This is a genomic window from Candidatus Phycosocius bacilliformis (genome assembly GCF_003112735.1).
Classification (GTDB): domain Bacteria; phylum Pseudomonadota; class Alphaproteobacteria; order Caulobacterales; family Aquidulcibacteraceae; genus Aquidulcibacter; species Aquidulcibacter bacilliformis.
In genome coordinates this window covers 215,858-241,051 of record NZ_BFBR01000003.1, presented here as the reverse complement: position 1 = coordinate 241,051, position 25,194 = coordinate 215,858, and the positions used below count along the sequence as shown (strand labels likewise).

At 58.3% G+C, this 25,194-nt stretch carries 22 protein-coding genes; 12 read left to right on the top strand and 10 right to left on the bottom strand.

The annotated features are described in order from the left end of the window. Positions 1-6: 6 nt before the first annotated feature. Both ileS and PbB2_RS06645 read right to left on the bottom strand, forming a co-directional pair. A complete protein-coding gene (gene ileS, locus PbB2_RS06650; RefSeq protein WP_238164896.1) occupies positions 7-2,913 on the bottom strand; it encodes an isoleucine--tRNA ligase in 2,907 nt (968 codons plus the stop codon). A gap of 205 nt (positions 2,914-3,118) precedes the next feature. Further along, a complete protein-coding gene (locus tag PbB2_RS06645) occupies positions 3,119-4,186 on the bottom strand; it encodes a hypothetical protein (RefSeq protein WP_108984524.1) in 1,068 nt (355 codons plus the stop codon). Between the two features lie 224 nt (positions 4,187-4,410). Here PbB2_RS06645 and PbB2_RS06640 point away from each other — a divergent pair, with 224 nt between their 5' ends. Then, a complete protein-coding gene (locus PbB2_RS06640; RefSeq protein WP_238164895.1) occupies positions 4,411-6,099 on the top strand; it encodes an alpha-amylase family glycosyl hydrolase in 1,689 nt (562 codons plus the stop codon). 54 nt (positions 6,100-6,153) lie between these two features. Here PbB2_RS06640 and aptA read toward each other — a convergent pair whose 3' ends face one another. Genes aptA through PbB2_RS06625 form a run of 3 tightly spaced genes read right to left on the bottom strand, consistent with a single transcriptional unit; the run spans position 6,154 to position 9,716 of the window. Beyond that, the gene (gene aptA, locus PbB2_RS06635; RefSeq protein ID WP_108984523.1) at positions 6,154-7,482 is read right to left on the bottom strand and encodes an omega-aminotransferase AptA; all 1,329 of its coding nucleotides are present in this window, start codon (positions 7,480-7,482) and stop codon (positions 6,154-6,156) included. A 57-nt stretch (positions 7,483-7,539) separates the two neighbouring features. Beyond that, on the bottom strand, positions 7,540-8,970 hold the full coding sequence (locus PbB2_RS06630) for an AarF/UbiB family protein (protein ID WP_108984522.1): 1,431 nt from the start codon (positions 8,968-8,970) through the stop codon (positions 7,540-7,542). Then, positions 8,958-9,716: a class I SAM-dependent methyltransferase gene (locus PbB2_RS06625; RefSeq protein ID WP_108984636.1), complete on the bottom strand. Its 759-nt coding sequence runs from the start codon at positions 9,714-9,716 to the stop codon at positions 8,958-8,960. The genes PbB2_RS06630 and PbB2_RS06625 overlap by 13 nt, the downstream gene beginning before the upstream one ends. A gap of 55 nt (positions 9,717-9,771) precedes the next feature. Here PbB2_RS06625 and mutM point away from each other — a divergent pair, with 55 nt between their 5' ends. From mutM to PbB2_RS06575, 10 genes are all read left to right on the top strand, one after another. Beyond that, entirely contained in the window at positions 9,772-10,647 is an 876-nt protein-coding gene (gene mutM / locus PbB2_RS06620; RefSeq protein ID WP_108984521.1) for a bifunctional DNA-formamidopyrimidine glycosylase/DNA-(apurinic or apyrimidinic site) lyase, read from the top strand. Between the two features lie 47 nt (positions 10,648-10,694). Next, on the top strand, positions 10,695-11,471 hold the full coding sequence (locus PbB2_RS06615) for an enoyl-CoA hydratase (protein ID WP_108984520.1): 777 nt from the start codon (positions 10,695-10,697) through the stop codon (positions 11,469-11,471). A gap of 142 nt (positions 11,472-11,613) precedes the next feature. Further along, entirely contained in the window at positions 11,614-11,886 is a 273-nt protein-coding gene (gene rpsT / locus PbB2_RS06610; RefSeq protein ID WP_108984519.1) for a 30S ribosomal protein S20, read from the top strand. A 630-nt stretch (positions 11,887-12,516) separates the two neighbouring features. Next, complete coding sequence (gene dnaA / locus PbB2_RS06605) at positions 12,517-13,953, top strand: chromosomal replication initiator protein DnaA (protein ID WP_108984518.1); 1,437 nt, start codon at positions 12,517-12,519, stop codon at positions 13,951-13,953. A gap of 241 nt (positions 13,954-14,194) precedes the next feature. Beyond that, positions 14,195-15,313: a DNA polymerase III subunit beta gene (gene dnaN / locus PbB2_RS06600; RefSeq protein ID WP_108984517.1), complete on the top strand. Its 1,119-nt coding sequence runs from the start codon at positions 14,195-14,197 to the stop codon at positions 15,311-15,313. Beyond that, the gene (gene recF / locus PbB2_RS06595; RefSeq protein ID WP_238164894.1) at positions 15,310-16,512 is read left to right on the top strand and encodes a DNA replication/repair protein RecF; all 1,203 of its coding nucleotides are present in this window, start codon (positions 15,310-15,312) and stop codon (positions 16,510-16,512) included. Before dnaN ends, recF begins: the two co-directional genes overlap by 4 nt. 17 nt (positions 16,513-16,529) lie before the next feature. Then, on the top strand, positions 16,530-19,034 hold the full coding sequence (gene gyrB, locus PbB2_RS06590; RefSeq protein ID WP_238164893.1) for a DNA topoisomerase (ATP-hydrolyzing) subunit B: 2,505 nt from the start codon (positions 16,530-16,532) through the stop codon (positions 19,032-19,034). 53 nt (positions 19,035-19,087) lie between these two features. Beyond that, positions 19,088-19,609: a peptide deformylase gene (gene def, locus PbB2_RS06585; RefSeq protein ID WP_108984515.1), complete on the top strand. Its 522-nt coding sequence runs from the start codon at positions 19,088-19,090 to the stop codon at positions 19,607-19,609. Between the two features lie 52 nt (positions 19,610-19,661). Further along, complete coding sequence (gene fmt / locus PbB2_RS06580) at positions 19,662-20,591, top strand: methionyl-tRNA formyltransferase (protein ID WP_108984514.1); 930 nt, start codon at positions 19,662-19,664, stop codon at positions 20,589-20,591. A 113-nt stretch (positions 20,592-20,704) separates the two neighbouring features. Further along, positions 20,705-21,880, top strand: coding sequence for an energy transducer TonB (locus PbB2_RS06575; RefSeq protein ID WP_108984513.1), 1,176 nt, complete (start codon positions 20,705-20,707; stop codon positions 21,878-21,880). Positions 21,881-21,914: 34 nt separating this feature from the next. Here the strand turns inward: PbB2_RS06575 and PbB2_RS06570 are convergent, their stop codons facing one another. The 3 genes from PbB2_RS06570 to PbB2_RS06560 are packed head-to-tail and all read right to left on the bottom strand — an operon-like array spanning position 21,915 to position 23,247. Continuing rightward, positions 21,915-22,145, bottom strand: a complete 231-nt coding sequence (locus tag PbB2_RS06570) for a YdcH family protein (RefSeq protein WP_108984512.1) — start codon at positions 22,143-22,145, stop codon at positions 21,915-21,917. A 51-nt stretch (positions 22,146-22,196) separates the two neighbouring features. Next, complete coding sequence (locus PbB2_RS06565) at positions 22,197-22,688, bottom strand: TIGR02444 family protein (protein WP_108984511.1); 492 nt, start codon at positions 22,686-22,688, stop codon at positions 22,197-22,199. Then, on the bottom strand, positions 22,672-23,247 hold the full coding sequence (locus PbB2_RS06560; RefSeq protein WP_108984510.1) for a UbiX family flavin prenyltransferase: 576 nt from the start codon (positions 23,245-23,247) through the stop codon (positions 22,672-22,674). Before PbB2_RS06560 ends, PbB2_RS06565 begins: the two co-directional genes overlap by 17 nt. A gap of 7 nt (positions 23,248-23,254) precedes the next feature. On the opposite strand from PbB2_RS06560, the gene PbB2_RS16415 reads away from it, so the two are divergent. Then, complete coding sequence (locus tag PbB2_RS16415) at positions 23,255-23,518, top strand: YdcH family protein (protein ID WP_320410529.1); 264 nt, start codon at positions 23,255-23,257, stop codon at positions 23,516-23,518. 150 nt (positions 23,519-23,668) lie between these two features. On the opposite strand, the gene PbB2_RS06550 is transcribed toward PbB2_RS16415, so the two are convergent. Next, the gene (locus tag PbB2_RS06550; protein WP_192576206.1) at positions 23,669-24,049 is read right to left on the bottom strand and encodes a protease inhibitor I42 family protein; all 381 of its coding nucleotides are present in this window, start codon (positions 24,047-24,049) and stop codon (positions 23,669-23,671) included. A 117-nt stretch (positions 24,050-24,166) separates the two neighbouring features. Beyond that, positions 24,167-25,186 carry an adenosine deaminase gene (locus PbB2_RS06545; protein ID WP_108984508.1) on the bottom strand — a complete coding sequence of 340 codons (1,020 nt, stop codon included), beginning with the start codon at positions 25,184-25,186 and terminating at the stop codon, positions 24,167-24,169. Between the last annotated feature and the right edge of the window lie 8 nt (positions 25,187-25,194).

Sequence of the window (25,194 nt, the reverse complement as noted above, 5' to 3'; positions counted from 1 at the left end):
TGATGCTTAGGCCGATGGATTGGCCGCATCCCACGCCATGACCGCCCGGGCATCACGTGGGGTGATGTCGGGGAAGCCAGGCAGAGCGGTCGCCGGATCAAAGAACTTCCAACTGCGGGCGCATTTGATGCCAGGGGCGCGGGCAAAATCAACCGATACGCCGGCCACATCCTCCAGTGTGAAGGCACCTGAGGGTCCTGCACCATTGCGCAAAGTCAGTCCTGAGGTGATGCACAATTCAGCAAGGTCCTCGTTCCCAATGGCACCACGGATCGCATCATTGCTGACATAAACAATGGGAGCTGCTTCCAGCGAGGAGCCGATGGCTTTTTCCCGTCGTTGCAATTCCAAAGCGCCCGTGACGACCCGGCGCAAGTCACGCAACAGACCCATGCGCTGCACAATGGCCCCATCAGCCCATTCTTGCGGATCATCCGGCAAGGTCCGCAAATGGATCGAGCCTTGGTCTGGGAAACGTGTTTCCCACGCCTCTTCGGTGGTGAAGGGCAGGATGGGGGCGAGCCACAACAGCATGCGTTCAAACAACAGGTCCAGCACAGTTTGGCTGGCCCGACGGCGCAGGCTGTCCAATTCGTCGCAATAAAGCGCATCCTTGCGCACATCGACATAAAGTGCTGACACATCAAGATTGGCAAAATCGCTGACTGCCGACAAAGCCCGCTTGAAATCAAAGTCCATCCAAGCCGCGCGCACTTCCACGCCGACTTCATGGGCCCGGCCCAGCAGCCACTTCTCCAACAGCGGCATGTCCCCATAGGCCACCGCTTTTTCAGGGGTGAAGTCCTTCAAGCTGGCCAGCATATAGCGCAATGTATTGCGCAGCTTGCGATAGGTTTCGCTGGCCTGATCAAGAATGGTTTTGCCCAGCGCCAATTCATTGGTGTAGTCGGCGGCTGCGAACAACAGGCGCAGAATTTCCATGCCGTTCTGGCGCAAGACATCGTCAAGCTCGATGCCATTACCGAGGCTTTTGGACATTTTGCGACCCTGCTCGTCGACAATCATGCCGTGGGTGCGGACCGCCTTATAGGGGGCCTTGCCACGGGTCGAGCAGCTTTCCAACAGCGAGGATTGGAACCAGCCACGATGCTGGTCAGAGCCTTCAAGATACAGATCGGCCTGGGTCTCTTCGCCATAGCGTTTGCGGGTGACAAACGCGTGGGTGCAGCCTGAATCAAACCAGACGTCGAGGATGTCCTCAACTTTCTCATAGTCGGCTGGGTCATAATCGGGGCCCAAAAAGAAGCTTGCCTCATTGGTGAACCAGGCATCGGCCCCGCCTGTGCGCATGGCCGCCAGAATGCGGGCATTGACCGCCTCATCCTGCAGGATTTGGCCGCTATCCTTGTGCACAAACATCACCAGCGGAACGCCCCAGGCGCGCTGGCGGCTGATCAACCAGTCAGGCCGTTCGCTGACCATGGCGGTGATGCGGTTGGACCCTGCCTCATTGCCCCAGTCAGTGGCCGCAATCTCTGCCATCGCCACGTCACGCAGGGTCTTGCCGCCCAGATGGGGGACGGGCTTGTCCATCGCGATGAACCATTGGGGGGTGTTGCGATAAATGAGGGGGGCTTTCGAGCGCCAGGAATGGGGATATTGGTGGGTGAGGCGGCCACGCGCCAAGAGCCCACCAGCCTCGATCAATGCAGCGATCACCGCCCCATTGGCCGGGCCTTCTTTGCCGGCCTTTTTGCCATCGAGTTCCAGCACCGCCAGCCCCTCAAAGCCTGGGGCTTCTTTGGTGTAGCGGCCATCTGCATCCACCGTAAACGGGATATCGGCCTGCGGCAGGCCGGATTTCATCCAGACCAAATAATCGTCGGTGCCATGGCCGGGCGCGGTGTGCACAAAACCCGTCCCGGCATCATCGGTGACATGATCGCCCGCAAGCAGAGGGACTGGGAAGTCATAGCCTCTGCCGGCCAAAGGATGGGTGCAACTGGCTTGAGCCGGATCAAAATCGGCGATGCGCTTGGCTGTGGCGATCTTCGCGGCGGCGAACACATCATCTTTCAACCGATCGGCCACCACCAATCGGTCACCCGGTGCAGCCCAAGGCTCAAACGCCAGATCGGCCTCCATCGCCTCGACTTCATAGAGACCATAAGCGATATCGGGGGAATAGCTCACTGCCCGATTGCCAGGGATGGTCCAAGGCGTTGTTGTCCAGATGATCAGGCTTGCCCCTGTGGCGGGGCCTTTGACAATCGGAAACTTAACCCAGATCGTTGGGCTCACTTTTTCCTGATATTCGACTTCTGCCTCGGCCAGCGACGTGCGCTCCACCGGGCTCCACATCACGGGCTTGGACCCGCGGAAGACCAGGCCGGTTTTGACAACTTTTAAGAATTCTTCGGCGATGGTGGCTTCTGCCTCAAAATCCATGGTCAGATAGGGATTGGCAAAATTGGCCATCAGGCCCATGCGCTGACGCTCGCCACTTTGGATCGACACCCATTTTTGCGCATAGACGCGGCACGCAGCACGAAATTCGGCGGCGGGCACTTCATCTTTTTTGCGGCCTTTGGCGCGGAATTCTTCTTCCACTTTCCATTCAATCGGCAGGCCATGGCAATCCCAGCCCGGCACGAAATCAGCGTCATAGCCCAGGACCTGACGGGTGCGGCAGACAAAGTCCTTCAAGCTGTTGTTCAGCGCATGCCCAATGTGGGAGTTGCCGTTCGCATAGGGAGGGCCGTCATGATAGACAAAGCGGGTCCGGCCCGCGCTGGCTCGACGCTGTTTGTTATAGAGATCGGCTTCCTGCCATTTGGCCACATAGAGTGGCTCTTTCTGGGGCAGGCCTGCGCGCATCGGAAACGGCGTGTCGGGCAGGAAGATGGTGGGGCGATAGTCGCGGGGTTCTGTGGTCATCGGTCCGGTCTTCATGGGCTGTTGCGCATACTGCCATGACGGCGTGGGCAGGGGTAATCTGCGCTGTCATGACTTGATTTTGTCGGCATGTCTTCCCGGCACGCGGAGGCAAGCTCAGCGGCGTGCCGGGCTGATAATTCGAAACAGGGCCGTAAGGGCGTGCGCGATGCTCATGTCGGGGCTCATAACCCAGAAGCACGCGCTTGTTAAGGCAAGCCTGTCACACGACTGGCAGTTGGGTGCTGTTGACCAGAATGACGGTGACTTTTGCCCGGCCTTTGAACTTTGCATCCTTGAGGAAGCGCGCCCACGGACCTGTATGGCCTTCTTGGGGCGTATAGCGGCCCGCCACCACCATGCAACCTTCCGAGGAAAACCGGTCATAGGGTTCAAGTAAGGGCGTCTCGGCACAATGGATATTGTCGTCGGTGGTTGTGGAGACACTGGCCCCCTGCATGCCCAGCGGCGTGGTGGCCCGAAGTGCTTTTAATGAGCCTGCGCCACCGCCCGCCCCATTCTGACGCAGCGCGCCAACAATGGAGAAGGGAAAGCCATATTTCTTGTAATTGGAATGTGAGCCCGGCACATAGGTGAACACGCCCGGCAGAAGCATATTGGCAGCTTGCACCCCAAGCGCAGAGGAAACAATCGCCGTCCTATTGGGTACGGTCGAGGCCGCATAGGTCGACACTTGCTTGGTCTCGGGGTCCCACACCCCAATCGTGCAGCAGAAATTGAGGTGGTCGGGCGGCACAATCGTCAAGCGATGGCCGGATGCAAACGGATTGCTCGCCCGGTCTGAGACAGCCCCGCGAATGGCATAGACGACCGGGCCGGGGGCAAGGTCGCGGTCACCCACCACGGCACGCAGCACGTCGTCGGTTACATCCACCCCGCCGCCTTGCCGTGCCGCAAAGCCCGGTTCCGCCAGAGGCCGAACGGCCAGCCATTTGTCAGGGGTGACGACTTCTGCCAGCTCAGGTTTGCGCCAGGCAAGGCCGGTGCCACGGGTGATGGCGGCTTCTGGGCTTTCGCGGATTGTGGGGTCTTTGATCAGGCCGCTGCGGATGGATGATTTGGGTGGGCCTTTTTTCTCAGTGCCTGTTGAGGGTTTATCCGTGCTTGGGTCTGTGCCGGGTTTGTCAGCAGCACTTTTGTCGGCAAGCGATGGATCGGGCGTCGGCTGATTCTTGCCGCCGGTCTTGGCCGAGCGCCACCATGACCAGATGCCCCAACCCGAAGCCAACCCCAGGCCACTGCCCCCCAAGATCAACCAGCGTCGGTTCATGCGGCCCTTCCTGTCTGGCATTGTCGATTAAGGTCGCTGATGTGGCGCCCATCGAGCCATGATTGTGTTTTCCTGTTTGAATCCTAAAGCAAGACTCGTGCCCGAAGAACAAGGTTTGCCTGCACTGATGTCTGGAAAACGTCTTGTCATCGCAGATTGGCAAGTCGCCCGCTGCACTGTAGGAAAACAACAAAACTGCGATGGCAGGGCGTGGGGAAAAGCTGATGCGTATCAGGCACAAATTGTGGGCCTTGGTGGCCAGCCCGTGCCTGTGTCTTGGCTTTCTGACGGCCACGCCAGCTGCCGCCCAATCGACCACACCGGCCGTTAAGGCTGACCCGACACATCTGCCAAGCCGCCAAAAGGAACGCCCCACCGTGACCTCAGCCTTTTCCTATGCAAATCCCCATGACCTTGCACTTGCCCCGCGACTGGCAGCACGCGAAGCCGATTGGCGTATCGGGCCTGTGGTCTATCAAGTGATGGTGGACCGGTTCGCGCCGTCGCGAAATCTTGACGCCAAGCGCCATCTTTATGCGGCTCCCCGCAGCCTGCAGCCATGGGACAAGGCACCCACGCGCGGTCATCTTTTGCTTGAACAGGGCCTTTGGACCCACGAGATTGAGTTCTGGGGTGGAGATATCGACAGCCTCGGCACCAAGCTTGATTACATCAAGGATCTCGACATCGATGTGCTGTATCTTGGCCCGATCCATGATGCTTTCACCAATCACAAATACGACGCCAATGATTATTTCAAAGTCTCGCCTGAATATGGCACACGGGAGGATGTGAAGGCGCTGGCCAAGGACGTTCACGCCAAGGGCATGAAATTGGTGCTGGATGGGGTCTTGAACCACATGGGTCGCAATTCACCGCAGTTCCAGGACGCTTTGAAACGCCCAGACAGCCCGTGGCGGGATTGGTATTTCATTGGACCAGAGTACAAGCTGGGTTATCGGGCTTGGTGGGATGTCGCCAATCTGCCGGATGTGAATTGGGAAAATCCTGCCGTCCGTGCCCGCCTCTATGGCGATGCTGATTCGGTGATCCAGGGGTGGTTGCGCGATGGCATTGATGGCTGGCGGCTGGATGTGGCCTATGACATCGGCTTCCGGTTTCTGGGTGAAGCCACCAAGGCTGCCCATCAGGCCAAGCCCGGCGCGCTGATGCTGGGAGAAATCTATAATTATCCTGAGCAATGGTTGGGTCCGATGGATGCCATGCTCAATATCACTGCTGGCGAAGTGATTTACGAGCTGGTGGATGGCAAGGTTTCGGGGCCTCAGGCTGGCAATATTCTCGAGCGCATGGTGCAAGATAGCGATTATGATGGGCTGTTGCGCTCGTGGATCGTGCTCGACAATCATGACAGACCACGTCTGGCCAATCGCTTGCCGGATCCGGCTGCCCGCCGCATGGCTCAGATCCTTCAATTCACGCTGCCAGGTGCCCCCAATCTTTATTATGGGGTGGAAATTGGTCTGGAAGGGGCAGACGACCCGATGAACCGGGCTCCGATGGATTGGACAAAGGCCAATGATCGTCAGCCTGAATTTGTCTGGATCCGACAATTGACCGGGCTGCGCAAAGAGATGCGCGCACTCCGCATCGGAGAGTTCCGCCGCTTGGATGCTGAAAAGCTCTTGGCCTTTACCCGCTATACCGACCGGGTTGGCGAGCTGGCTGTCGTGTTGGTCAATCCCACCGACCAGCCCGTGTCAGAATTCATGTCCGTGCGCGATTCCAAGCTGATGAATAACGAGCCATTGCGCGATGTCTTTACCGGCTATGAGACCCGGGTGCGTGCGGGCTTGATCCGGGTTGAATTGCCAGCCCATAGCGCCATGGTCTTGCGCCCGGTGCTGCAGCATCCTGAGAAGGATTATACCGCCTATAAGCGGGTGCAATAGGCCGCGGCGACCCCGCGCCTCTTAGGGGCGTGGGGTCATTCGCCCCGCCACCCCTCAATCCACCGCGTGAAGGGCTTGCCCGATTGTGTCGAACAGCCGGTCGATATGGCTTTCTTCGATGATCAGCGGCGGGGATAGGGCGATGATGTCTCCCGTGACCCGGATCAGGGCACCGGCCTCATAGGCCTTCAGAAAAACATCATAGCCGCGTGCGCCGATCACCCCGTCACGTGCTGCCAGCTCAATCCCGCCGATCAGGCCCAGATTGCGCACATCGACCACATGGGGGGCAGATTTGAGTTCATGCAAGCGCTTCTGCCAATGGGGGGCCATGTCGGCGGCGCGCGTGAACAGGCCTTCGCGCGCCATAATGTCCATCGTGGCCAAGCCCGCTGCACAGGCCGCCGGATGCCCCGAACATGTATAGCCATGGAAGAGCTCGATCAGGTTTTCAGGCCCGGTCATGTAAGCATCGTGGACCTCGCGGCGGGCAAATACCGCCCCCATTGGCAGGGCACCATTATTGATGCCCTTGGCGGTACAAATGAGGTCAGGGCGCACGCCCAAAGCCTGGGTTGCAAAGGGCTGGCCCAGACGGCCATAGCCGGTGATCACTTCATCAAAGATCAGGAGGCAGCCAATACGGTCACATGCGGCGCGCAATTCTTCCAGATAACCCAAAGGCGGGATCAAGACCCCGGTTGAACCCGCAACCGGTTCAACAATGACCGCCGCGATGGTTTCAGGCCCGTGTAAGGCGGCGATCCGATCCAATTCCTTAGCCAGATGGGCCCCTTCGGGTGGCTGGCCTTGGGCAAACACATTGCCAGCCAGACCATGTGTATGGGGTAGATGGTCCACCCCAGGCAGGCCTGGCCCAAACACCCGCCGGTTTGCGACAATTCCGCCGACTGAAATGCCGCCAAAATTGGTGCCATGATAACCGCGCTCCCGCCCGATCAGTCGGGTCCGGCGATGGTCACCGCGCGCATAATGATAGCCCAGCGCGATCTTAAGTGCGGTTTCGACACTTTCTGAACCCGAATTGGTGAAGAAGACGCGGTCAAAGCCCTCAGGCGCGATGCTGGCCAGCCGCTCGGCAAACTCAAACGCGATCGGGTGGCCCATTTGGAACGTCGGCGCATAGTCCAATTCCGCCATCTGGCGGGCCACCGCATCGACGATTTCCTTGCGCCCGTGCCCGGCATTGACTGTCCAGAGGCCCGCCGTGCCATCAAGGATCTCGCGGTCATCATGGCTGCGATAGAACATGCCAGAAGCCGAGACCAACAGGCGCGGCGCGGCCTTAAAGCGCCGGTTGGCCGTAAAGGGCATCCAGAAGGCATCGGTGGCGGGGGCGTTGGGTACAGGCGAATTTGTCATAACAAAATGCTAAACCGCGCGCGCCGATCAATCAAGCCTGTTGGCAATCGCCTCTGGTCAATCTGATGCCTGTTCAGCCTGATCGACCAGTTTTTCAATGCGGGCTATCAAATGCGGCAGTTTGCGTGCACTGGCGAGCAGATTGGTCGCATCTTCAAACATTTGCCGTGCAACCCCCTCGGGGCCAAGCTCGCGCGACATGAACCGCTCGACCACCGGGCGGGAGGCTTCCCAAATATCATGATCGGGATCGATCGTGCGGGCAACCCCTTCGACTTGCACCATGGTTTTCTGCAACAGGATCAGTTCCGGGCGCATGTGCATGCCGAATTGTTCGGTCACGTCGAAGAGTTGGGTTAAGACCCGTCCCATCGAGACATCACGCGCTGGCCGGCCCCAAATCGGCTCACCCACCGCGCGCAAGGCATGGGCGAACTCGCCCTCATCATGATGGGCGGGGACATAGCCTGCTTCGATGTGGACCGCCGCAGCCCGGCGATAGTCACGGCGCAGGAAGGCGTAAAGGATTTCGGCCAAATAGCGTTGTTCAGCCTTACCAATGCGGCCCATAATGCCAAAGTCCACCGCCCAGAGCGCACCTTCAGGACCGAGGATCAGATTGCCCTCATGCATGTCGGCATGGAATACACCATGGTCCAAAGCGGCCGCCAGAAAGCCGCAGGTGACCGCATTGGCCAATTTGGGTCGATCCGCCCCATCCAGCGCGCCCGGACGCGTTAAAGGTGTGCCCTCAACCCAGGTGGTGGTCAAAACCCGGCGGGCGGTGCGTTCCCAATCCACAGCCGGCACTTTGAGATAGCCGTCGGCTGCAACAATTTCACCAAAAGCATCACCGGCCCCGGCCTCGCGGCGCAGGTCCAGCTCTTTGTCTAAAGCTGCACGAATGGTGGACACAAAGGCAATCGGTTCAAGCCGGCGGGCTTGGGGAACCAAAGCTTGGACCAAGCGGGCAGCCAAGATCATGGCCCGGCCTTCTGCGGCGATCTCCCGCTCAATCCCGGGGCGCAGCAATTTGACGGCGACGACCCGGCCATCAGGCAAAACTGTGCGATGGACTTGGGCAACCGAGGCAGCTGCGATGACGGGGCCAAGCTCGGGGAAAAGATTTTCGCGCTGGTCACCAAAGGCATGATCGAGGGCAGCCACGGCAACAGCGTCCGGGAAGGGGGCCAATTGGTCTTTCAGGCGCGACAGGCCTTGGGCTGCGGCCTCGCCAATGATGTCAGGCCGCGTGGCCAGAAGTTGGCCAAACTTAATCCAAGCCGGCCCCAGTTTTTCCAATGCAGCCGCCAGCCGTGTGCCGGGGTCGCCCGCAATCGTGCGCGCGCCCAGCCGCATGAGGCGGCCGACAAGACGGGCCGACCATGGCAGCATGTCATAATATTCGCGCGGCAGGATCGCGTCATAGCGGCCCAGGGTCCAAGCGGCCCGCACAAGCCGCACCAGCGGGTCGATCAAACTTTCCAACCCCCATGCAGGGCGGTGATACCGCCGGAGAAATTGGTGTAATCGACCCGACGGAAACCAGCCTCGCGGATCATGGCGGCAAAGCTTTCCTGATCCGGGAAGCGGCGAATGCTTTCCACCAAATATTGATAGGGCTGGGCATCACCCGTCACCGCCTTGCCGATCGGCGGAATGGCCTTGAACGACCAAGCATCATAAAAGGCCTCCAAGGCTCCGGTCGTCGGCTTGGAGAATTCCAGACAATAAAAGCGCCCGCCGGGCTTCAACACGCGATAGGCCTCACCCAACGCTTTGGGGATGTCGGTCACATTGCGGATGCCGTAAGAAATCACATAGCCATCGGCAGAATTGTCGGGAAAGGGCAAAGCTTCGGCATCCCCAACAGCCCATCCAAGACCATCCAGCCCCCGCTCGCGGCCAGCCGCAATCATTTCCGCATTGATATCGACCACGATGATTTCAGAGGGGGGGCCGCCAGAGCGGGTCCGGGCAGCATCGGCCAATGTCTTAAAGCGGCGCGCGAGATCACCCGTGCCCCCGGCCAGATCAAGGATACGCTCCCCCGGTCTGGGATTGAGGCGGGCTGCCACGGCATCTTTCCACGCCCGATGCATGCCCGCACTCATCAGGTCATTCATCAGATCATAGCGGCTGGCCACCGCATCGAAAACACCGCGCACGCGCGAGGCCTTTTCATGGGCCGGCACGTCTTGAAAACCGAAGGACGCTGTCTTTGTTTTGCTCATAACAACCGACATAGCGCCTTGCATCTGCATTCGCCATATCTTCTAGTGCGTCATTATGCCTGAATTACCCGAAGTCGAAACGGTCCGTCGCGGTCTTGAGCCCACGTTGAAGGGGGCAACCCTTGTCAAAGTCGAAGCGCGTCGGCCTGATCTGCGCTTTGCCTTACCCGACAATTTTGTCGGACGCCTGGAAGGCGCGGTCGTAGAGAGTCTGGAGCGGCGGGCAAAATATCTCGTCGCGCATTTAAGCACAGGCGAGGCCTTGATCATGCATTTGGGCATGTCCGGTCGCTTCTCCATTGTGGATGAGCGTGGTGTGCTGGCCTTTGATGATTACGCCTATGATACGGGTGCTGATCCCAAGCATGACCATATTGTTCTGCACGTTGGTTCAGGAGCCCGCGTGATCTACAATGACCCGCGCCGCTTTGGCTTTATGGATATTGTCGCCAGCGACGGTCTTGATGGCTGCAAGCATTTCAAGGCGATGGGGCCCGAGCCTTTGAGCAATCAGTTTTCGGCCGCCCATCTGGCCAGCCGTCTTGCCAATCGAAGGACCCCAATCAAGGCTGCCCTTCTCGACCAGACCAATGTGGCGGGGCTTGGCAATATTTATGTCTGTGAGGCGCTGTTTCGGGCTGGCATTAGTCCCTTGCGGGCAGCTGCAGATATTCAGGAGGCTGAAATCACGCTGCTGACCGAGGCCATCCGGGCTGTCCTGGCTGAGGCGATTGAGGCCGGCGGATCGACGCTGCGTGACTTTGCCGCCACCGATGGGTCTTTGGGTGGTTTTCAAGAAAGGTTCGACGTATATGGCCGCGAAGGACTGGCCTGCCCGCGCGGGGAAACCGCAGGGCAAAGCCATGCGCCGATCCAGCGGATCGTGCAGTCTGGCCGGTCAAGCTTTTTCTGCCCCACTTGCCAGCACTGAGTGGCCAGCACTGAGTGGACAAGCAATCTTTGTGTCGGAGATCATCCATGAGCTATGAAACCATCCTGCTGGACGTCCGCGATCACGTCGCCACCATTACGTTGAACCGGCCAGATGCGCTTAATGCGTTCAATCAGCAATTGATGAACGAGCTGACCACATGCCTTGATGAGGTCGAAGCGCGCGCCGATGTCGGCGCGATCGTGATCACGGGCTCTGCCAAGGCCTTTGCAGCCGGCGCTGACATTAAGGAAATGGCGAGCAAGACTTTCGCGGATGTCTATGGCGAGGACTTTATCACCGCCAATTGGGAGCGTGTGACCCGCTGCCGCAAGCCAACCATTGCGGCAGTCGCCGGCTTTGCTTTGGGTGGGGGGTGCGAGCTTGCGATGATGTGCGACATGATTTTGGCCGCTGACACGGCCAAGTTCGGCCAGCCTGAGATCAAACTCGGTGTCATCCCCGGTGCTGGGGGCACACAGCGCTTTGCCCGTGCGGCGGGCAAGGCCAAGGCGATGGATATGATCCTGACCGGGCGGATGATGGACGCGGTCGAGGCCGAGCGGTGCGGGATTGTCGCGCGCATAATTCCAGCAGACCACTTGTTGGAGGAAGCCCAACAGGTGGCCCGAACCATTGCAGGCTATGGCAAGCTGGCCGTGATGGCGGCCAAGGAGGCGGTTGACCGTGCTTTTGAAACCAGTTTGAACGAGGGAGTGCGGTTTGAGCGGCGCCTCTTCCATGGCCTGTTCGGGACCGAGGATCAGAAAGAGGGCATGGGTGCCTTTGCCGAAAAGCGATCGGCTCACTTTACCGGGCGCTAAATCTCCTGCGGTGGGTGCTGAGGAAACTACCGCATTATTGCTTGACCTTTCGGCCCTGTTTCGGCATACACCGCCGCCTGTTATACACCTTTCTTGGGCGGCCCTGTGGTCGCCCTTGTCACACGTTAAATCGGATTCAACGATGGCCAATACGCCTTCGGCCAAAAAAATGGCCCGCAAGATCGTGCGCCGCACGCTGGTGAATACCTCCCGGCGGTCGCGCATGCGCACCTTTATCCGCAAAGTCGAAGAAGCGATTGCTTCTGGCGATGGCGCGGCTGCCACTGCTGCCCTGCGTTTGGCAGAGCCTGAAATCATGCGGGCGGTCTCGAAGGGCGTCGTGCATCACAATACCGCCTCGCGCAAAGTGTCGCGTCTGGCACAACGGGTCAAAGCGGTCGCTCGTCCGGCCTAATTTCAACCCAGATTTTTAATCACCTTTTGAAGCCACCCAAGGTGCGATGATACAGCACGGCTGGGTGGCTTTTTTCGACATGTTTTGTGCCAAATGTTCAGTGCCAATACTTGATGTCGTCTAAATTAATTGACACATGTCGCGCAGAAATCACCAAATATCGTGCTGTGTCATACTTGGCGAATTGGTGCCTTGTGTTTGCATGACAATTTTGTAACTGAAGCCCAATTATTTGGTAAAGGGCATGTTTTAATTGTCTTTTTCGCTCATTAGGCCAAGCTGAAAAATTATCCACAGGCATGTGGACCAGCGGTGAAAATCCACCGTTTTGGTAAGTTACGCTGATTATTGAGAATCTTCACCTGTCAAGCGAATCAGCGCCGCCAACAGCGGAAAAAACACATGTCAAACGCATGAAAATGCTGTTGCGCACAGCCGCCGTGTAGGCTTTAGTCCCCCTCCGACGCCGCTCTGATCGCTTCCAGCGCGGTCGGCGTTATGCCCGGTCTTGGACCCACTCTCGTGAATAGCGCCTCACGGCGAATGCGAAGGTGTGTCTGGCGTACTGTGGGGGTGCGGGCAAGGCAGGTCGGATTTTGAGATTGAGTAGTCGCGGGGGTGGTTCGGGAAATGGTCCAAGGCGTTCATTCTAGCGTTTCAGCGACACTGGACTTGGCGGGTTGCTTGCCTGAGTTTGAGGTGGGCACCGCGCGCAGTCTGTGGGCAACGGCTTTACCGCGCCTGCGCAGCGAGGTGGGGGCTGATGCCTATCGGGCTTGGATCGAACCATTGCGCTTGGTGGGCTTGGACAATGCGTCGGTTACCTTTGGCGCGCCCAATGGTTATGCGGTCGCGCGCCTGACCACCGACTATCTGCACCGGCTGCAAGCACGCTGGTCGGCATTAGATCCCGTGGGTCGGCGCGTGCGCCTGATTGTGGCTGATGCAGACATGATCCATGCCAATTCCAGCCTTGTGCAAGAGGCCAATGACGATGATGCGGAGCTGGGATTGGCCGGTACAAGTGCTGAACCGGTGGAATTGTCTGCCTCGGCCAAGACATTTGCCAATTTTGAAGTCGGCGAAGCCAATCGCGTTGCAGTCGCAATTGCGCGGGGTCTTGCTGAAGGGCCAGGGACGGGCGATTTAGTCTTCTTTCATGGTCTGCATGGGGTTGGAAAAACCCACCTTCTGGAAGCCATTGCCGGGCGACTGCGCGAGACCTCTCCAAAAAAGCGGGTCCTTTTGTTGACCGCACAGCGCTTTTTGAACGAGTTTCAGTCTGCCTTGCGCGATCGCGAGACCGGGCCCTTTAAGGCAGCGGTTCGTGGCGCAGACATTCTCTTGATCGACGACCTCCAGCTGATTTGCGGCAAGTCAGCAACCCAGGATGAATTTTTCCAGACACTCGATGATCTGATCTCACGTGGGCGGACCGTGGTGTGCACAGCCGATGTTGCTGTAGACGGACTGCAGGGTCTCAACAGCCGCATGCGATGTGTCTTGCAGGGCGGCTTTACCGCCAAGATCAATGAGCCAGACTTTGAACTGCGTCGCGCCATTGCACGCCGCAAGATCAGCGAATTGAACGCCCGGCGCAGCGGCTTTGATCTATCCGAAGAGGCGATCGACCTGATCGCTGCCCGTATCACCGGAACAGGACGTGCTGTCGAAGGGGCCGTGAAGCAGGTGTTTGCTGCCTCAACCCTCATCGGCCGGGAGGCAAGTATGGAAGTGGTTATTGAAGCATTGTCGGGCAATTGGAGCCCGCCAGAAAAATCGGTGCCAGTCGAAACAATCAAGCGACGCGTCGCGGCCTTTTATGATTTGTCGCTTGAGGATTTGGTCTCCCAGCGTCGCCACCGGGCTGTGGCACGGCCCCGTCAAGTCGCCATGTATTTCTGCAAACGTCTAACACGGCGTTCCTTCCCCGACATTGGCCAGCGCTTTGGCGGCCGCGACCACACCACAGTCATGCACGCGGTCAAGCGGATCGAGGAATTGGCAGCTGAGGATGTCGCCTTTGCAGCTGAATTGCAGGAAATCGGTCGCAAAATCACCGAATAAACGCCCAAAGTGATTGCGCTTATCGTCCAAAATCGGGCAGAGTGTCAGTTCGGCTGGTCCAGAATCGGTGAACCCGGCATAGTGGCGGGCTCGTGAAATCTGTGTCCGGGCACAGGGCCAGGAGCGGATTGTCGGTCGGGTCGCTTTTGCGCGGATCAGCCAGGAAGAAATTGATCGATCACGCCATTGCCGGGGCAAGAGATGTCCGGAATGGGTGCAGATTTGGGGAAGAGGTTCAAGGATGCGTCTGACGATCGAACGTGGTGCGTTGTTGAAGGCTCTGGGCCATGTTCAGAGCGTTGTTGAGCGCCGCAACACCATCCCCATTCTGTCCAATGTGCTGATTGAAGCACGCGACGGTAGTGTGACTTTTGCGGCCACCGATCTTGATATTGAGATTGTGGATGGCGCTGAAGCTGATGTGGAGCGCCAAGGTGCGATCACCGTGCCTGCCCATTTGCTTTATGAGATCGTTCGCAAGCTGCCAGACGGCTCGCAAGTCCGTCTTGACTTGTCATCCGACGATCCGCGCGTGACCATTACAGCAGGGCGCGGCCGCTATCATTTGCCTGTTCTGGCTGCGGGTGATTTCCCTGCCATGTCGAGCGGTAGCTTCGACTCCCGTTTTGTGTTGGAGCGGGCGGCTCTAGCCCGTCTGATCGACCGCACCCGTTTTGCCATTTCCACCGAAGAGACGCGCTATTATCTCAACGGGGTCTATTTGCATTCGGCCAGTGGCGACTCAGGGCCTGCTTTGCGGGCTGTGGCCACCGATGGGCATCGTTTGGCGCTTGCCGACTATCCCCAGCCAGCCGGGGCCACGGCTGTTAAGGGCGTGATCATTCCGCGCAAGACGGTGCAGGAGTTGCGCCGCTTGTTGGATGATGCGGCCGATGAAGTCGAAATTGCGGTCTCAGATGCCAAAATCCAATTCTCATTTGGCCGAACCACACTGACCTCGAAGCTGATTGACGGCACCTTCCCAGACTACACGCGCGTGATCCCGCGGGGCAATTCGCGCATTATGACCGTGCGCAATGATGAATTCTCCCGCGCGGTGGACCGGGTGGCAACCATGGCGGCAGAGCGGTCGCGCTCCATCAAGCTCAGCCTGAGCGATGGCAAAGTGGTTCTGGCCGTCAATAGTCCTGAAACCGGAGCAGCAACCGAAGAGGTTGAGGCAAGCTATGGGTCAGATGCGATGGATATTGGCTTCAATGCCAAATATTTGCTCGACATCGCCGGTCAAATCGGATCGGGAGAAGCGCAATTCGAGTTTGCGGATGCGGCCTCGCCAACCTTAGTGCGCGATGGCAATGATCCCAACGCCTTATTCGTGCTGATGCCGCTGCGCGTGTGAACCCGACTGTTTCAGTGCCGGAGCCCTCGCCGGAGGCAAGAGCCGACAAGGCGTTTGTGCGGCGGCTCAATCTCACCCAATTCCGCAATCATGCCCGGCTCGACATTGAGGCCGATGCGGGCCCTGTCTGCTTGTTTGGACCCAATGGGGCAGGCAAGACCAATATTCTTGAAGCCTTGTCACTCCTCGGGCCGGGCCGTGGCCTTCGCGGGGCTGATCTTGATGAAATGGCCCGTCAAGGTGAGGATGGCGGTCTGTTTGCGGTTGCGGGCCTGTTTCAATTGGGTTCAGAGTCCCGCCGTATCGGGGTTGGTCTTGAACGTACCGCTCAAGGCCAACGTCGTGTGGCCCGGATTGACGGCAAGGATGCGGGGCCGAAAGATTTGGCCGAGACCGTCCGTTTGTTGTGGTTGACACCGGCTTATGACCGCCTGTTTGCTGGCCCAGCCGGCGAGAGGCGCCGCTTTCTGGACCGGCTGGTCTTTGCCATCGCCCCCGAACATGGCCAGCAAGCTGCCCTTTATGACAAAGCGATGCGGGAACGCACCCGTCTGTTGGAAGAACCCAATCCAGACCAACGCTGGCTGTCGCTTGTGGAAGCCGAAGCGGCGGCAGCGGCCATCGCCTTGGGTCAGGCGCGACTGGAGGCGGTCGATGCACTGCAGAGCGAGATTTCCCAAAGGCCCGATGGCGCATTTCCAAAGGCTGGCCTTGCCTTGGAAGGCTGGTTTGAATCCAGTCTGCGCCAGGCCCAGAATGCAGCCTCTGCTGAGGCCGATTTCATCCGCCATCTGCACGATTGTCGCCCGCGGGATCGCGCCGCTGGCCGTGCATTGGACGGCCCGCACAGATGTGATCTGACAGCTATCCACACACCCTCAGGCATGCCAGCCCAGAAGTGCTCAACAGGTGAACAGAAAGCCCTTGTAGTTACGTTGATTTTAGCTCAGGCTCGCCGCATCGCCTCTGGCCTGTCAACGGCAAAAAGTACGGGTGTTCCGGGGCCGAATCCGCTAGTCTTACTGGATGAAGCCGCAGCCCATTTTGACCCGTCCCGACGTGCAGCCTTGTGCGAGGAATTGTTGGCCCTTCCAGGTCAGGCCTGGCTGACCGGCACCGACCGCAACCTGTTTGAAGATTTCGGGTCGCGTGCATCCCTGTTTGACGTTTCGCCCGGTCAAGTCCGGGCCGTACAGTGAAAGAAAAGTAGCGCCAGATGAGCGAAAATTCCCCAGAAATGCCCGAAAACCAATCCGGTTCTGCTGCCGATCCTGTGCGCGCCGAGGTGGTAAGCCGCGATGCCAATGGTCTGGATGCCAATGGCTTGGACGCCAATGGTCAGGCCGCCTATGGGGCTGACTCGATCAAAGTGCTTAAAGGTCTTGATGCCGTGCGTAAGCGGCCCGGCATGTATATCGGCGATACCGATGATGGCTCAGGCCTGCATCACATGGTCTATGAAGTGGTCGATAATGCGATTGACGAGGCTTTGGCCGGCCACGCCACGATTTGTAATGTGACGCTGTATCCCGATGGCTCGGCCGAAGTGGAAGATGATGGCCGTGGCATTCCCACCGATATTCACCCCGAAGAAGGTGTGTCGGCAGCAGAAGTCATCATGACCCAGCTGCATGCTGGGGGGAAGTTTGACCAGAATTCCTACAAGGTGTCCGGCGGCTTGCATGGTGTGGGCGTGTCTGTGGTCAACGCGCTGTCTGACCTTCTGGAGCTGACGATTTTCCGCAATGGCCAAGAGCATACAATGAGCTTTGCTTTGGGCGAAGCCAAAGCTCCATTGAAATTGGTTGGTCCCTCAGAGCCCGGCAAGACTGGCACGCGCGTGCGCTTTTGGCCGTCACCAACGATTTTCACCATGGTGGAGTTTGATCGCAAGACGCTGGAACATCGCCTGCGCGAACTGGCTTTCCTCAATTCGGGCGTCACCGTGCGCTTCCGCGACTTGCGCGGGCCAGAGCCTTATGAAGAAATCATGCGCTATGAGGGCGGGGTTGAGGCCTTTGTCCGCCACATCGACCGGAACCGCACCAGCGTCATCGAAAAGCCCATCTATGTGAAGGGCGAACGCGACGGCATCATGGTTGAGGCCGCCTTGCAGTGGAATGACGGCTATCATGAGAACATGCTGTGCTTCACCAACAACATCCCGCAGCGCGATGGGGGCACGCATTTGGCCGGTTTCCGGGGCGCGCTGACCCGTGTGATCAATGCCTATGGCGAGAAGTCGGGCATTTCCAAGCGCGAGAAGGTTGACATCACCGGCGATGATGCCCGCGAAGGCCTCACCTGCGTGTTGTCGATCAAGGTGCCCGATCCCAAATTCTCAAGTCAGACCAAGGACAAGCTCGTATCGTCTGAGGTCCGTCCAGCGGTGGAAAACACAGTCGGCGAAGTGCTTGCCGAGTGGTTTGAAGAAAATCCTGGTCTCGCCAAAGGCGTGATGACCAAAATTGTTGAGGCGGCCGCCGCGCGCGAAGCGGCGAAAAAGGCCCGCGAACTGACCCGGCGCAAAAGCGCGTTGGACATTGCCTCTTTGCCCGGCAAATTGGCCGATTGCCAGGAGCGCGATCCGGCGAAATCTGAATTGTTCATCGTCGAGGGTGATTCAGCAGGCGGGTCGGCTAAACAGGGCCGTGATCGCGGCTTCCAAGCGGTTCTGCCCTTGCGCGGCAAGATCTTGAACGTCGAGCGTGCCCGCTTTGACAAAATGCTGTCGAGCCAGGAAATCGGCACCCTGATTACGGCGCTGGGCACCGGGATTGGGCGGGATGACTTCAATCCCGATAAGCTGCGCTACCACAAAATCGTCATCATGACCGACGCAGACGTGGATGGAGCCCATATCCGCACGCTGCTTCTGACCTTCTTCTATCGTCAGATGCCCGAACTGATTGAGCGTGGCCATTTGTTCATCGCCCAGCCGCCACTCTACAAGGCCTCCAAAGGTCGCTCAGAGCGGTATCTGAAGGATGATGCAGCTCTTGAAGCCTATTTGATCGAGGAAGGCACCACCGATGCGGTGCTGACCTTGGCCACGGGTGAAGCCCGCATGGGCCCTGATCTTGTCGCCACAGTGAAGGATGCAGAAGGGTTTGAAGCCTCAGTCCGTCGCCTGGCTGTGCGTTTTCCCGCTTTTGCCATCGAACAAGCCGCACTTGCCGGGGCCTTGGTGCCCGCAGCCAGCCCTGAGGCAGCCGATCGCTTGGCGGCCCGCCTCAATGTGCTTGCCGATGAGGGCGAGGATAGTTGGCAGGTGAAGATTGATGCCACGGGTCTTGACATGACCCGAGAGGTCCGGGGTGTAACCGAGACCATCAAATTGGATCATCATGTGCTGGGCTCCAGTGATGCCCGTCGCTTGGCAGAGCGGGCGGCTAATATGGCTGGGGCCTATGATGGGTTGGCCCGTATCCGCCGCCGTGATCTTGAGACCGAGATTCATGGCCCCTTAGCCTTGCTCGAGGCGGTCCGTGCTGCTGGTCGCAAAGGCATTACCATCCAGCGCTATAAGGGTCTGGGGGAAATGAACGCCGAGCAATTGTGGGAGACCACGCTCGACAAGGAAGCCCGCTCGCTCTTGCGTGTCTATGTTGATCATGCCGATACGGCTGACGGCATGTTCACCCGCTTGATGGGCGATATTGTTGAGCCGCGCCGCGACTTCATTCAGGAGTTTGCGCTGGAAGCTGAGGTGGATGTCTAGGTCATTTGCCACGTCAACTTGACCTTTACCCCTCTCGCACATACCTAAGCGCCATGACCGCACGCCCTATTTTGACTGTCCCTAACCCGATCCTGAAGCAGATATCCAAGCCGGTCGCGGCTGTGGATGATGCGATCCGCGCCCTCATGGATGACATGCTCGACAGCATGTATGCCGCCAAGGGTATTGGCTTGGCCGCCGTCCAGATTGGTGAGCCTGTGCGGGTTATCGTGATGGACCTTGAATGGGGCAAGGCCGATGCGCCCGATCATCGCGCGCCCCGCTTCTTTGCCAATCCAGAAATCATCTGGCGCAGCGAAGAAATGGCCCCCTATGAAGAGGGCTGTTTGTCGGTGCCCGAATATTATGACGAGCTCGAGCGGCCGGCCAAGGTTCGCTTGCGTTATCTCAACCGCGATAATGAACTGGTTGAAGAAGATGCCGATGGCATGTTTGCCACCTGTATCCAGCATGAGATGGATCATTTGGAAGGCATTTTGTTTATCGACCATCTTTCGCGGCTGCGGCGGGAACGGGCATTTGCCAAGGTGAAGAAGGTCAAGCGCGCCGCCTGAGGGGGCTGTTGCTTAACTCGCCATCCCAAAAGCGTTTCAAGGTAGTCGCGCCATGACCCAGCCCCTTCGTCTGATCTTCATGGGCTCTCCTGATTTTGCGGTCCCGACCTTAAAGGCCCTGGTGGGCGCAGGCCACACGGTTGTGTGTGTCTATTCTCAACCCCCTAAGCCTGCCGGGCGGGGCAAGGCTTTGCGGCCCACACCTGTCCATGCTTGGGCAGAAGCCCATGGCTTGATGGTGCGCACACCAGCCAGCTTGAAGACTGCCCAAGCGCAGGAAGAATTTGCGGCCCTCAATGCTGATGCTGCGATTGTGGTGGCCTATGGCCTGATCCTGCCCAAAACCATCTTGGATGCACCGCGTTTGGGCTGTTTCAATCTGCATGGCTCGCTTTTACCCCGCTGGCGCGGGGCAGCACCTCTGCAACGGGCAATTGAGGCTGGCGACGCTGAGACCGGCGTGCAGGTGATGGCCATGGAAATCGGCCTTGATACAGGCGGTGTCTATGCCACCGCGCGCACACCGATTGGTGCCTCTGATACAACCGGCACCTTGCATGACCGCCTCGCCAGTCTGGGTGCAGCCTTGATGGTGGAAACACTGCCCAAGATTGCCGATGGCAGTCTTGCCTGCCAATCCCAAGCCGAGGCTGGGGTGACTTATGCTGCCAAGATCGACCGCGCTGAGACGCGGATTGATTGGCACCGCCCAGCCCATGAACTCGACCGCATGATTCGGGCGTTTTCACCCTTTCCAGGAGCCTGGTGTCTGTTGCCAGACGGTGCGCGGGCGAAGATTTTGCTCTGCCGTGTCGAGGACGGGCAGGGGGCGGCTGGCCACATATTGGACGATCACTTAAAGATTGCGTGTGGGACTGGAGCCTTGCGGGTGTTGGCGCTTCAGAAGGAGGGCAAATCTGCCCTGTCTGCACAGGCTTTTCTGGCCGGCAATCCTCTTCATCCGGGCATGATCTTGGGCTAGCATCTACCGATTAGAAACAGGTTGATGAAGTCAAAAATTATACTTAAGCTCATCCTCCAAGGGAAGCCTTTGGGCGCGTCCTAGTCTCTTGACCATATTGAAGGGTGAGTTGGATGGTACATTTAAAGCGGCATGTGGGAATGGTCTTGGCCTGTCTATTGGCCCCGCACCTTCCCGTGGTGAGTGTGGCGGCCATGGCGGCAACCGCCGAGGTCAGCACGACCGATCCCATGATCAGCTATCGGGCTTATGAACAGGCGATCCAGGCGGGCAATTTGAAGGAGGCTGCCGACCATGCGCAGACAGCTTGGCAAGCTGCGGAGGTAAAATGGGGCGGTTCAAATCCCAATACGGCAGGTTTAGCCTATAATGCGGCTTGGAGTGCGGCGCTGGCCAATCAGCCGTCTCGAGGGCTTGCGCCTGCTAGGCGGGCAGTTGCTTTGGCACCGGGTGCTTCCGGAGCGTATAAGCCTGAAGAAGCTGCCTTTCTTCTCGCCTATGCCGAGTTTTTCACGGCTGATAAGGCAGCCCAACCACGCAAAGCTGTCACCTTGCTGGCGAACGCCAAACCAGTTGCGCGGACTTGGGGCGACATGCTGTTTGCCGATGGCCTCATCGCGGCATCTTATAGCCTGTCGTTGAGCGGACGGTTTGGTCAAGGTTTGGAGGCATCCAATCTTGCCCTTTCCCACCTTGACCAGCTCAATCCGAAAGATCCCACCCGGCGGCCCTTGGCTTTGCTCGGACGCGGGATCGCCAAAATGATGCGCAAGGAGATGGTGGAAGCCCATTCTGATGTGCTTGAGGCACAGATTGCCTATGGTCCCGAACGCACGCGCGACGATGGTGACTGGGCCAAATTGCAGGCGTGGGGAATGGTGATGGACTCACTCGCCCGCAGCACCGGGGCGACGGATCAGCCGACGGGGACCAATCTGCGGCGGACGATGGGTAAAATGCGCAAGATGACCCCTGAAGAGGTCGCTTTGGTCTATCCGACCGATCAAATGTGTCAGGGGGGCGAGCGGCCCAAGCGTATCAGCGGCCAAGATATTCGACCGGCCTCCGCGGGCACGAGTTTAGTCAATATTGGCGGTGTTTTGGCTCGCGTTGACCTTAATCCAGATGGCAGTGTTGCCAATCCCCGGGTCCTCGGCGTTGTGCCCGACGAGGCCTTTGCCGAAGCCGTGCTGAAAGGCTTGCGCACATGGCGCTATGATGTGACCTCAACCACAAACCCAGCCTGTCTCAAGGACTTCTCGATCAGTGTCGTCTTTATGGTTGGATAAAGCCCGGTAGGGCTTGCTGGTCAGGAGTTTAGGGCTAGGCGATGATGTCGGGCGTCAGCTGGTCTTCCCAATGGGCGATTTCGTCCTTAAGCGCCAGCTTGCGGCGCTTGAGGCGCATCAGGCCAATCTGATCATAAGGTGCGGTTTCCTGCAGGGCTTGGAGGGCCTGGTCCAAGGCGCGATGCTCCTCTCGCAGGGCCTTTATCTTGGCTTCCAGCAGGGCGGCATCGACATCTTCGGATGGGGACGTCCAGTCACTTGCCATCAGGCTTCCTCGTGCCGGCTTAGCATCAGGCCAAGCCATGGATTGGGTTTTCTACACGCGATGGGCTGCGTCGGCGAGGCGCTTCAACACTGCGTCCAGAGCCGCGTCAAGATGAACATCGGCGGCCCGGACACACGCCGTCAGAGCCTCCTCAGAATTAAGGGCTGAGCCCTTAATTCTGATTGAATGCAATCGCTGCAATATGGTCTGTTCACCGGCCAATTCAGCAGCAAGAAGCTGGGCCCGCAGCGCTTTGACCATCGGCAATGCGTAGGGGCCGGGATCTTGTTTGAGAGCGCGGCGATGCCGCCGCAGAGGGTCGACCAATTGGGCCATCAGGCTACGCGCCAGGCCGTAGGCTTCGACCGCATCAAAGCCATGACCAAGTCGGGCCCGATAAAGCGCGAAGATGAGCAAGACAACGTCGAGGCCATGCTTGTCCTGCACTGTCAGACAATCGTCTTCAACGCCTAGAACCTGATAGAACCGACAGGCAAAGTCCCAGAGTGATCCTTGATCGGAAGCGTTAGACGGGTCCGACATCTTCCCCCCAGCGTTTGACGCCCTTCACCTCCACACCCAAAAGGTCGAGGGCGCGACCCACTGATTGCGAGACGACAGCATCAAGGCTTTCAAGTTGGGCATAAAAGGCAGGAACGGGCGGAAAGATGATCCCGCCCATCTCGGTGACCGCCGCCATCGTGCGAATGTGACCCAAATGATAGGGCGTTTCGCGCAGCATCAGCACCACACGGCGACGCTCTTTCAATTGCACATCCGCTGCCCGTGTCAGCAAGTTCGAGGTCACCCCGCTGGCAATCTCGCTCATGGTCCGCACCGAGCAGGGCGCAATCAGCATGCCGTCAGTCTTGAACGAGCCCGATGCAATCGAGGCCCCAACATCGGCAATCTTATGCACAAAACTTGCCCGCTCTTTCAGGGCTGCTGAACTGGGCAGGCCCTCGGAGGCCAAAGTCAACTCGGCTGCTTTGGTCAGCACAAGGTGAGTCTCGACGCCCAAAGCCGCCAGCATGTCCAAGGCGCGGACACCATAAATCGCACCTGAAGCCCCACTTATCCCTATAATCAACCGCTTTGACATGATCGTGATGAACCTGGCTAAACCTGTGACGAAAAAGTACTTGGCGATTCCCCTATCACGTGTTTCCCTACTTGCCTCTGAACGCAAAGGAGGCCGCCACATGGCGATTGAAGCGCATATCCGTGAGTTGTCCGACAAGCACGCCAAGCTTGATTTAGCGATCCAGAACGAAATGAAAAGCTTGGCATCCTCAGACGCGCAGATTGCAGCACTCAAGCGACAGAAGCTCAGGCTCAAAGAAGAATTAGAAAGTTTGCGAAAGCGACATTGATTCAATCAGATCCTAAGAGAAGGGGCCTTTCGAGGCCCCTTTTTATTGCCCAGGACAGGGCAGATCTTCTCAGTCACTTCTTGCAGCAGTGATGAAACCACTGGTCCAGCAGTGTGCCGACAGGTGGCGGCTTTGGGGCCTCCGCAGTCTCTATGATCCGGGCGCGACGGTGATTTTCAAACGCCAAATGCGCGTGGCAGGCTGACCTGCTTCCAGTTCCCAAGGTCTGCCATAGCGCAGCACGACGGCTTGATCTGCACTGGTTTGCAAGTCGACTGGGGCCCTTTGGGTGGTAAAGCGAAACACGGTCCAGTCATTGCCACCCACCATGCCTTGAGCCCGCCCTTTAGGGTCTTGGGGCTGCGAGGTCACATCCATCAGGACAATTCCTGTCGGTAAAGACTGAACCTCCCACACATAACCAGCCGTTGGAGTCCCCAAGAGCTTGACCTCAAAACTCTGTCCCAGGCCCAGTTGCTGGCTTCCACCATGATCCGCTTCGGTAAATGTGAGGACAGGAGACGTGTTCATGCTTGGACCCCCTGCGCAGGCCCCCAACAAGCCAAGCATGAAAGCCATGCTTGCAACAGATTGACATGCCTTCATCGCCAGACCCTTTCAACAAACCACTATGGCAGACGCGGCGGCCTAAAACCGTGCGGCCCAATCTGTAATCGCCCGCGCGTGGGCCTGCTTTTCCGCTGCGGTCAAATAGCTGCCTGAGAAGCTGTTCTGGGCAAGGGTGACCAACTCATCCTTTTTCAGATCAAGGGCTTCGGCAATGGCCAGCCAATTGGTGTTGAGATAGCCGCCGAAATAGGCAGGATCATCGGAGTTGATTGTCGCTTTCAGGCCCTTCTCGAGCATGGTGCGCAACGGGTGGGCTTTGAGATCCTTCACCACGCAGAGCGACAGATTGGATAAGGGACAAACCGTGAGGGTCAGACCGTCTTGAGCAATGCGGGCGACCAGCGCGTCATCTTCCAGCGCACGATTGCCATGGTCGATCCGATCAATTTTGAGCAGGTCAAGGGCTTCCCAAACATAGGCAGGCGGGCCCTCTTCGCCAGCATGAGCAAACAAATGCAGGCCCTTGGCGCGGGCCGCCTCAAACACGCGGGCAAACTTCGATGGCGGATGCCCCACTTCACTTGAATCCAGCCCAACCCCGAAAATCTTGTCGAGATAAGGTTCGGCGGCAGTCAAAGTGGCAAAGGCGGCTTCTTCATCAAGATGGCGCAGGAAACACAGGATCAGCTTTGAACTGATGCCCAAATGCGCCTGCCCATCAGCAAGGGCGCGGCTGATACCTGAAATGACGATTCCGATATCGATGCCGCGGTCGGTGTGGGTCTGTGGGTCGAAAAAAACCTCGACATGGCGGCAGGCATCGGCGGCCACTTTCGTCAGATAGGCCATCGTCAGGTCATAAAAGTCCTGTTCGGTGATCAGAACCCCGGCACCTTGATAATAAATGTCGAGGAAATCCTGCAAATTGGAAAAGCGATAGGCGGCGCGGACTTCCTCCACCGATTTGAACGGGATGTCGATTTGGTTGCGTTGGGCCAATTCGAACATGAGTTCAGGCTCAAGGGAGCCTTCCAAGTGCAAATGCAGCTCGGCCTTTGGCAGACCTGCGATGAAGGCGGCGCGGTCAAAATGGCTCATGCATATCC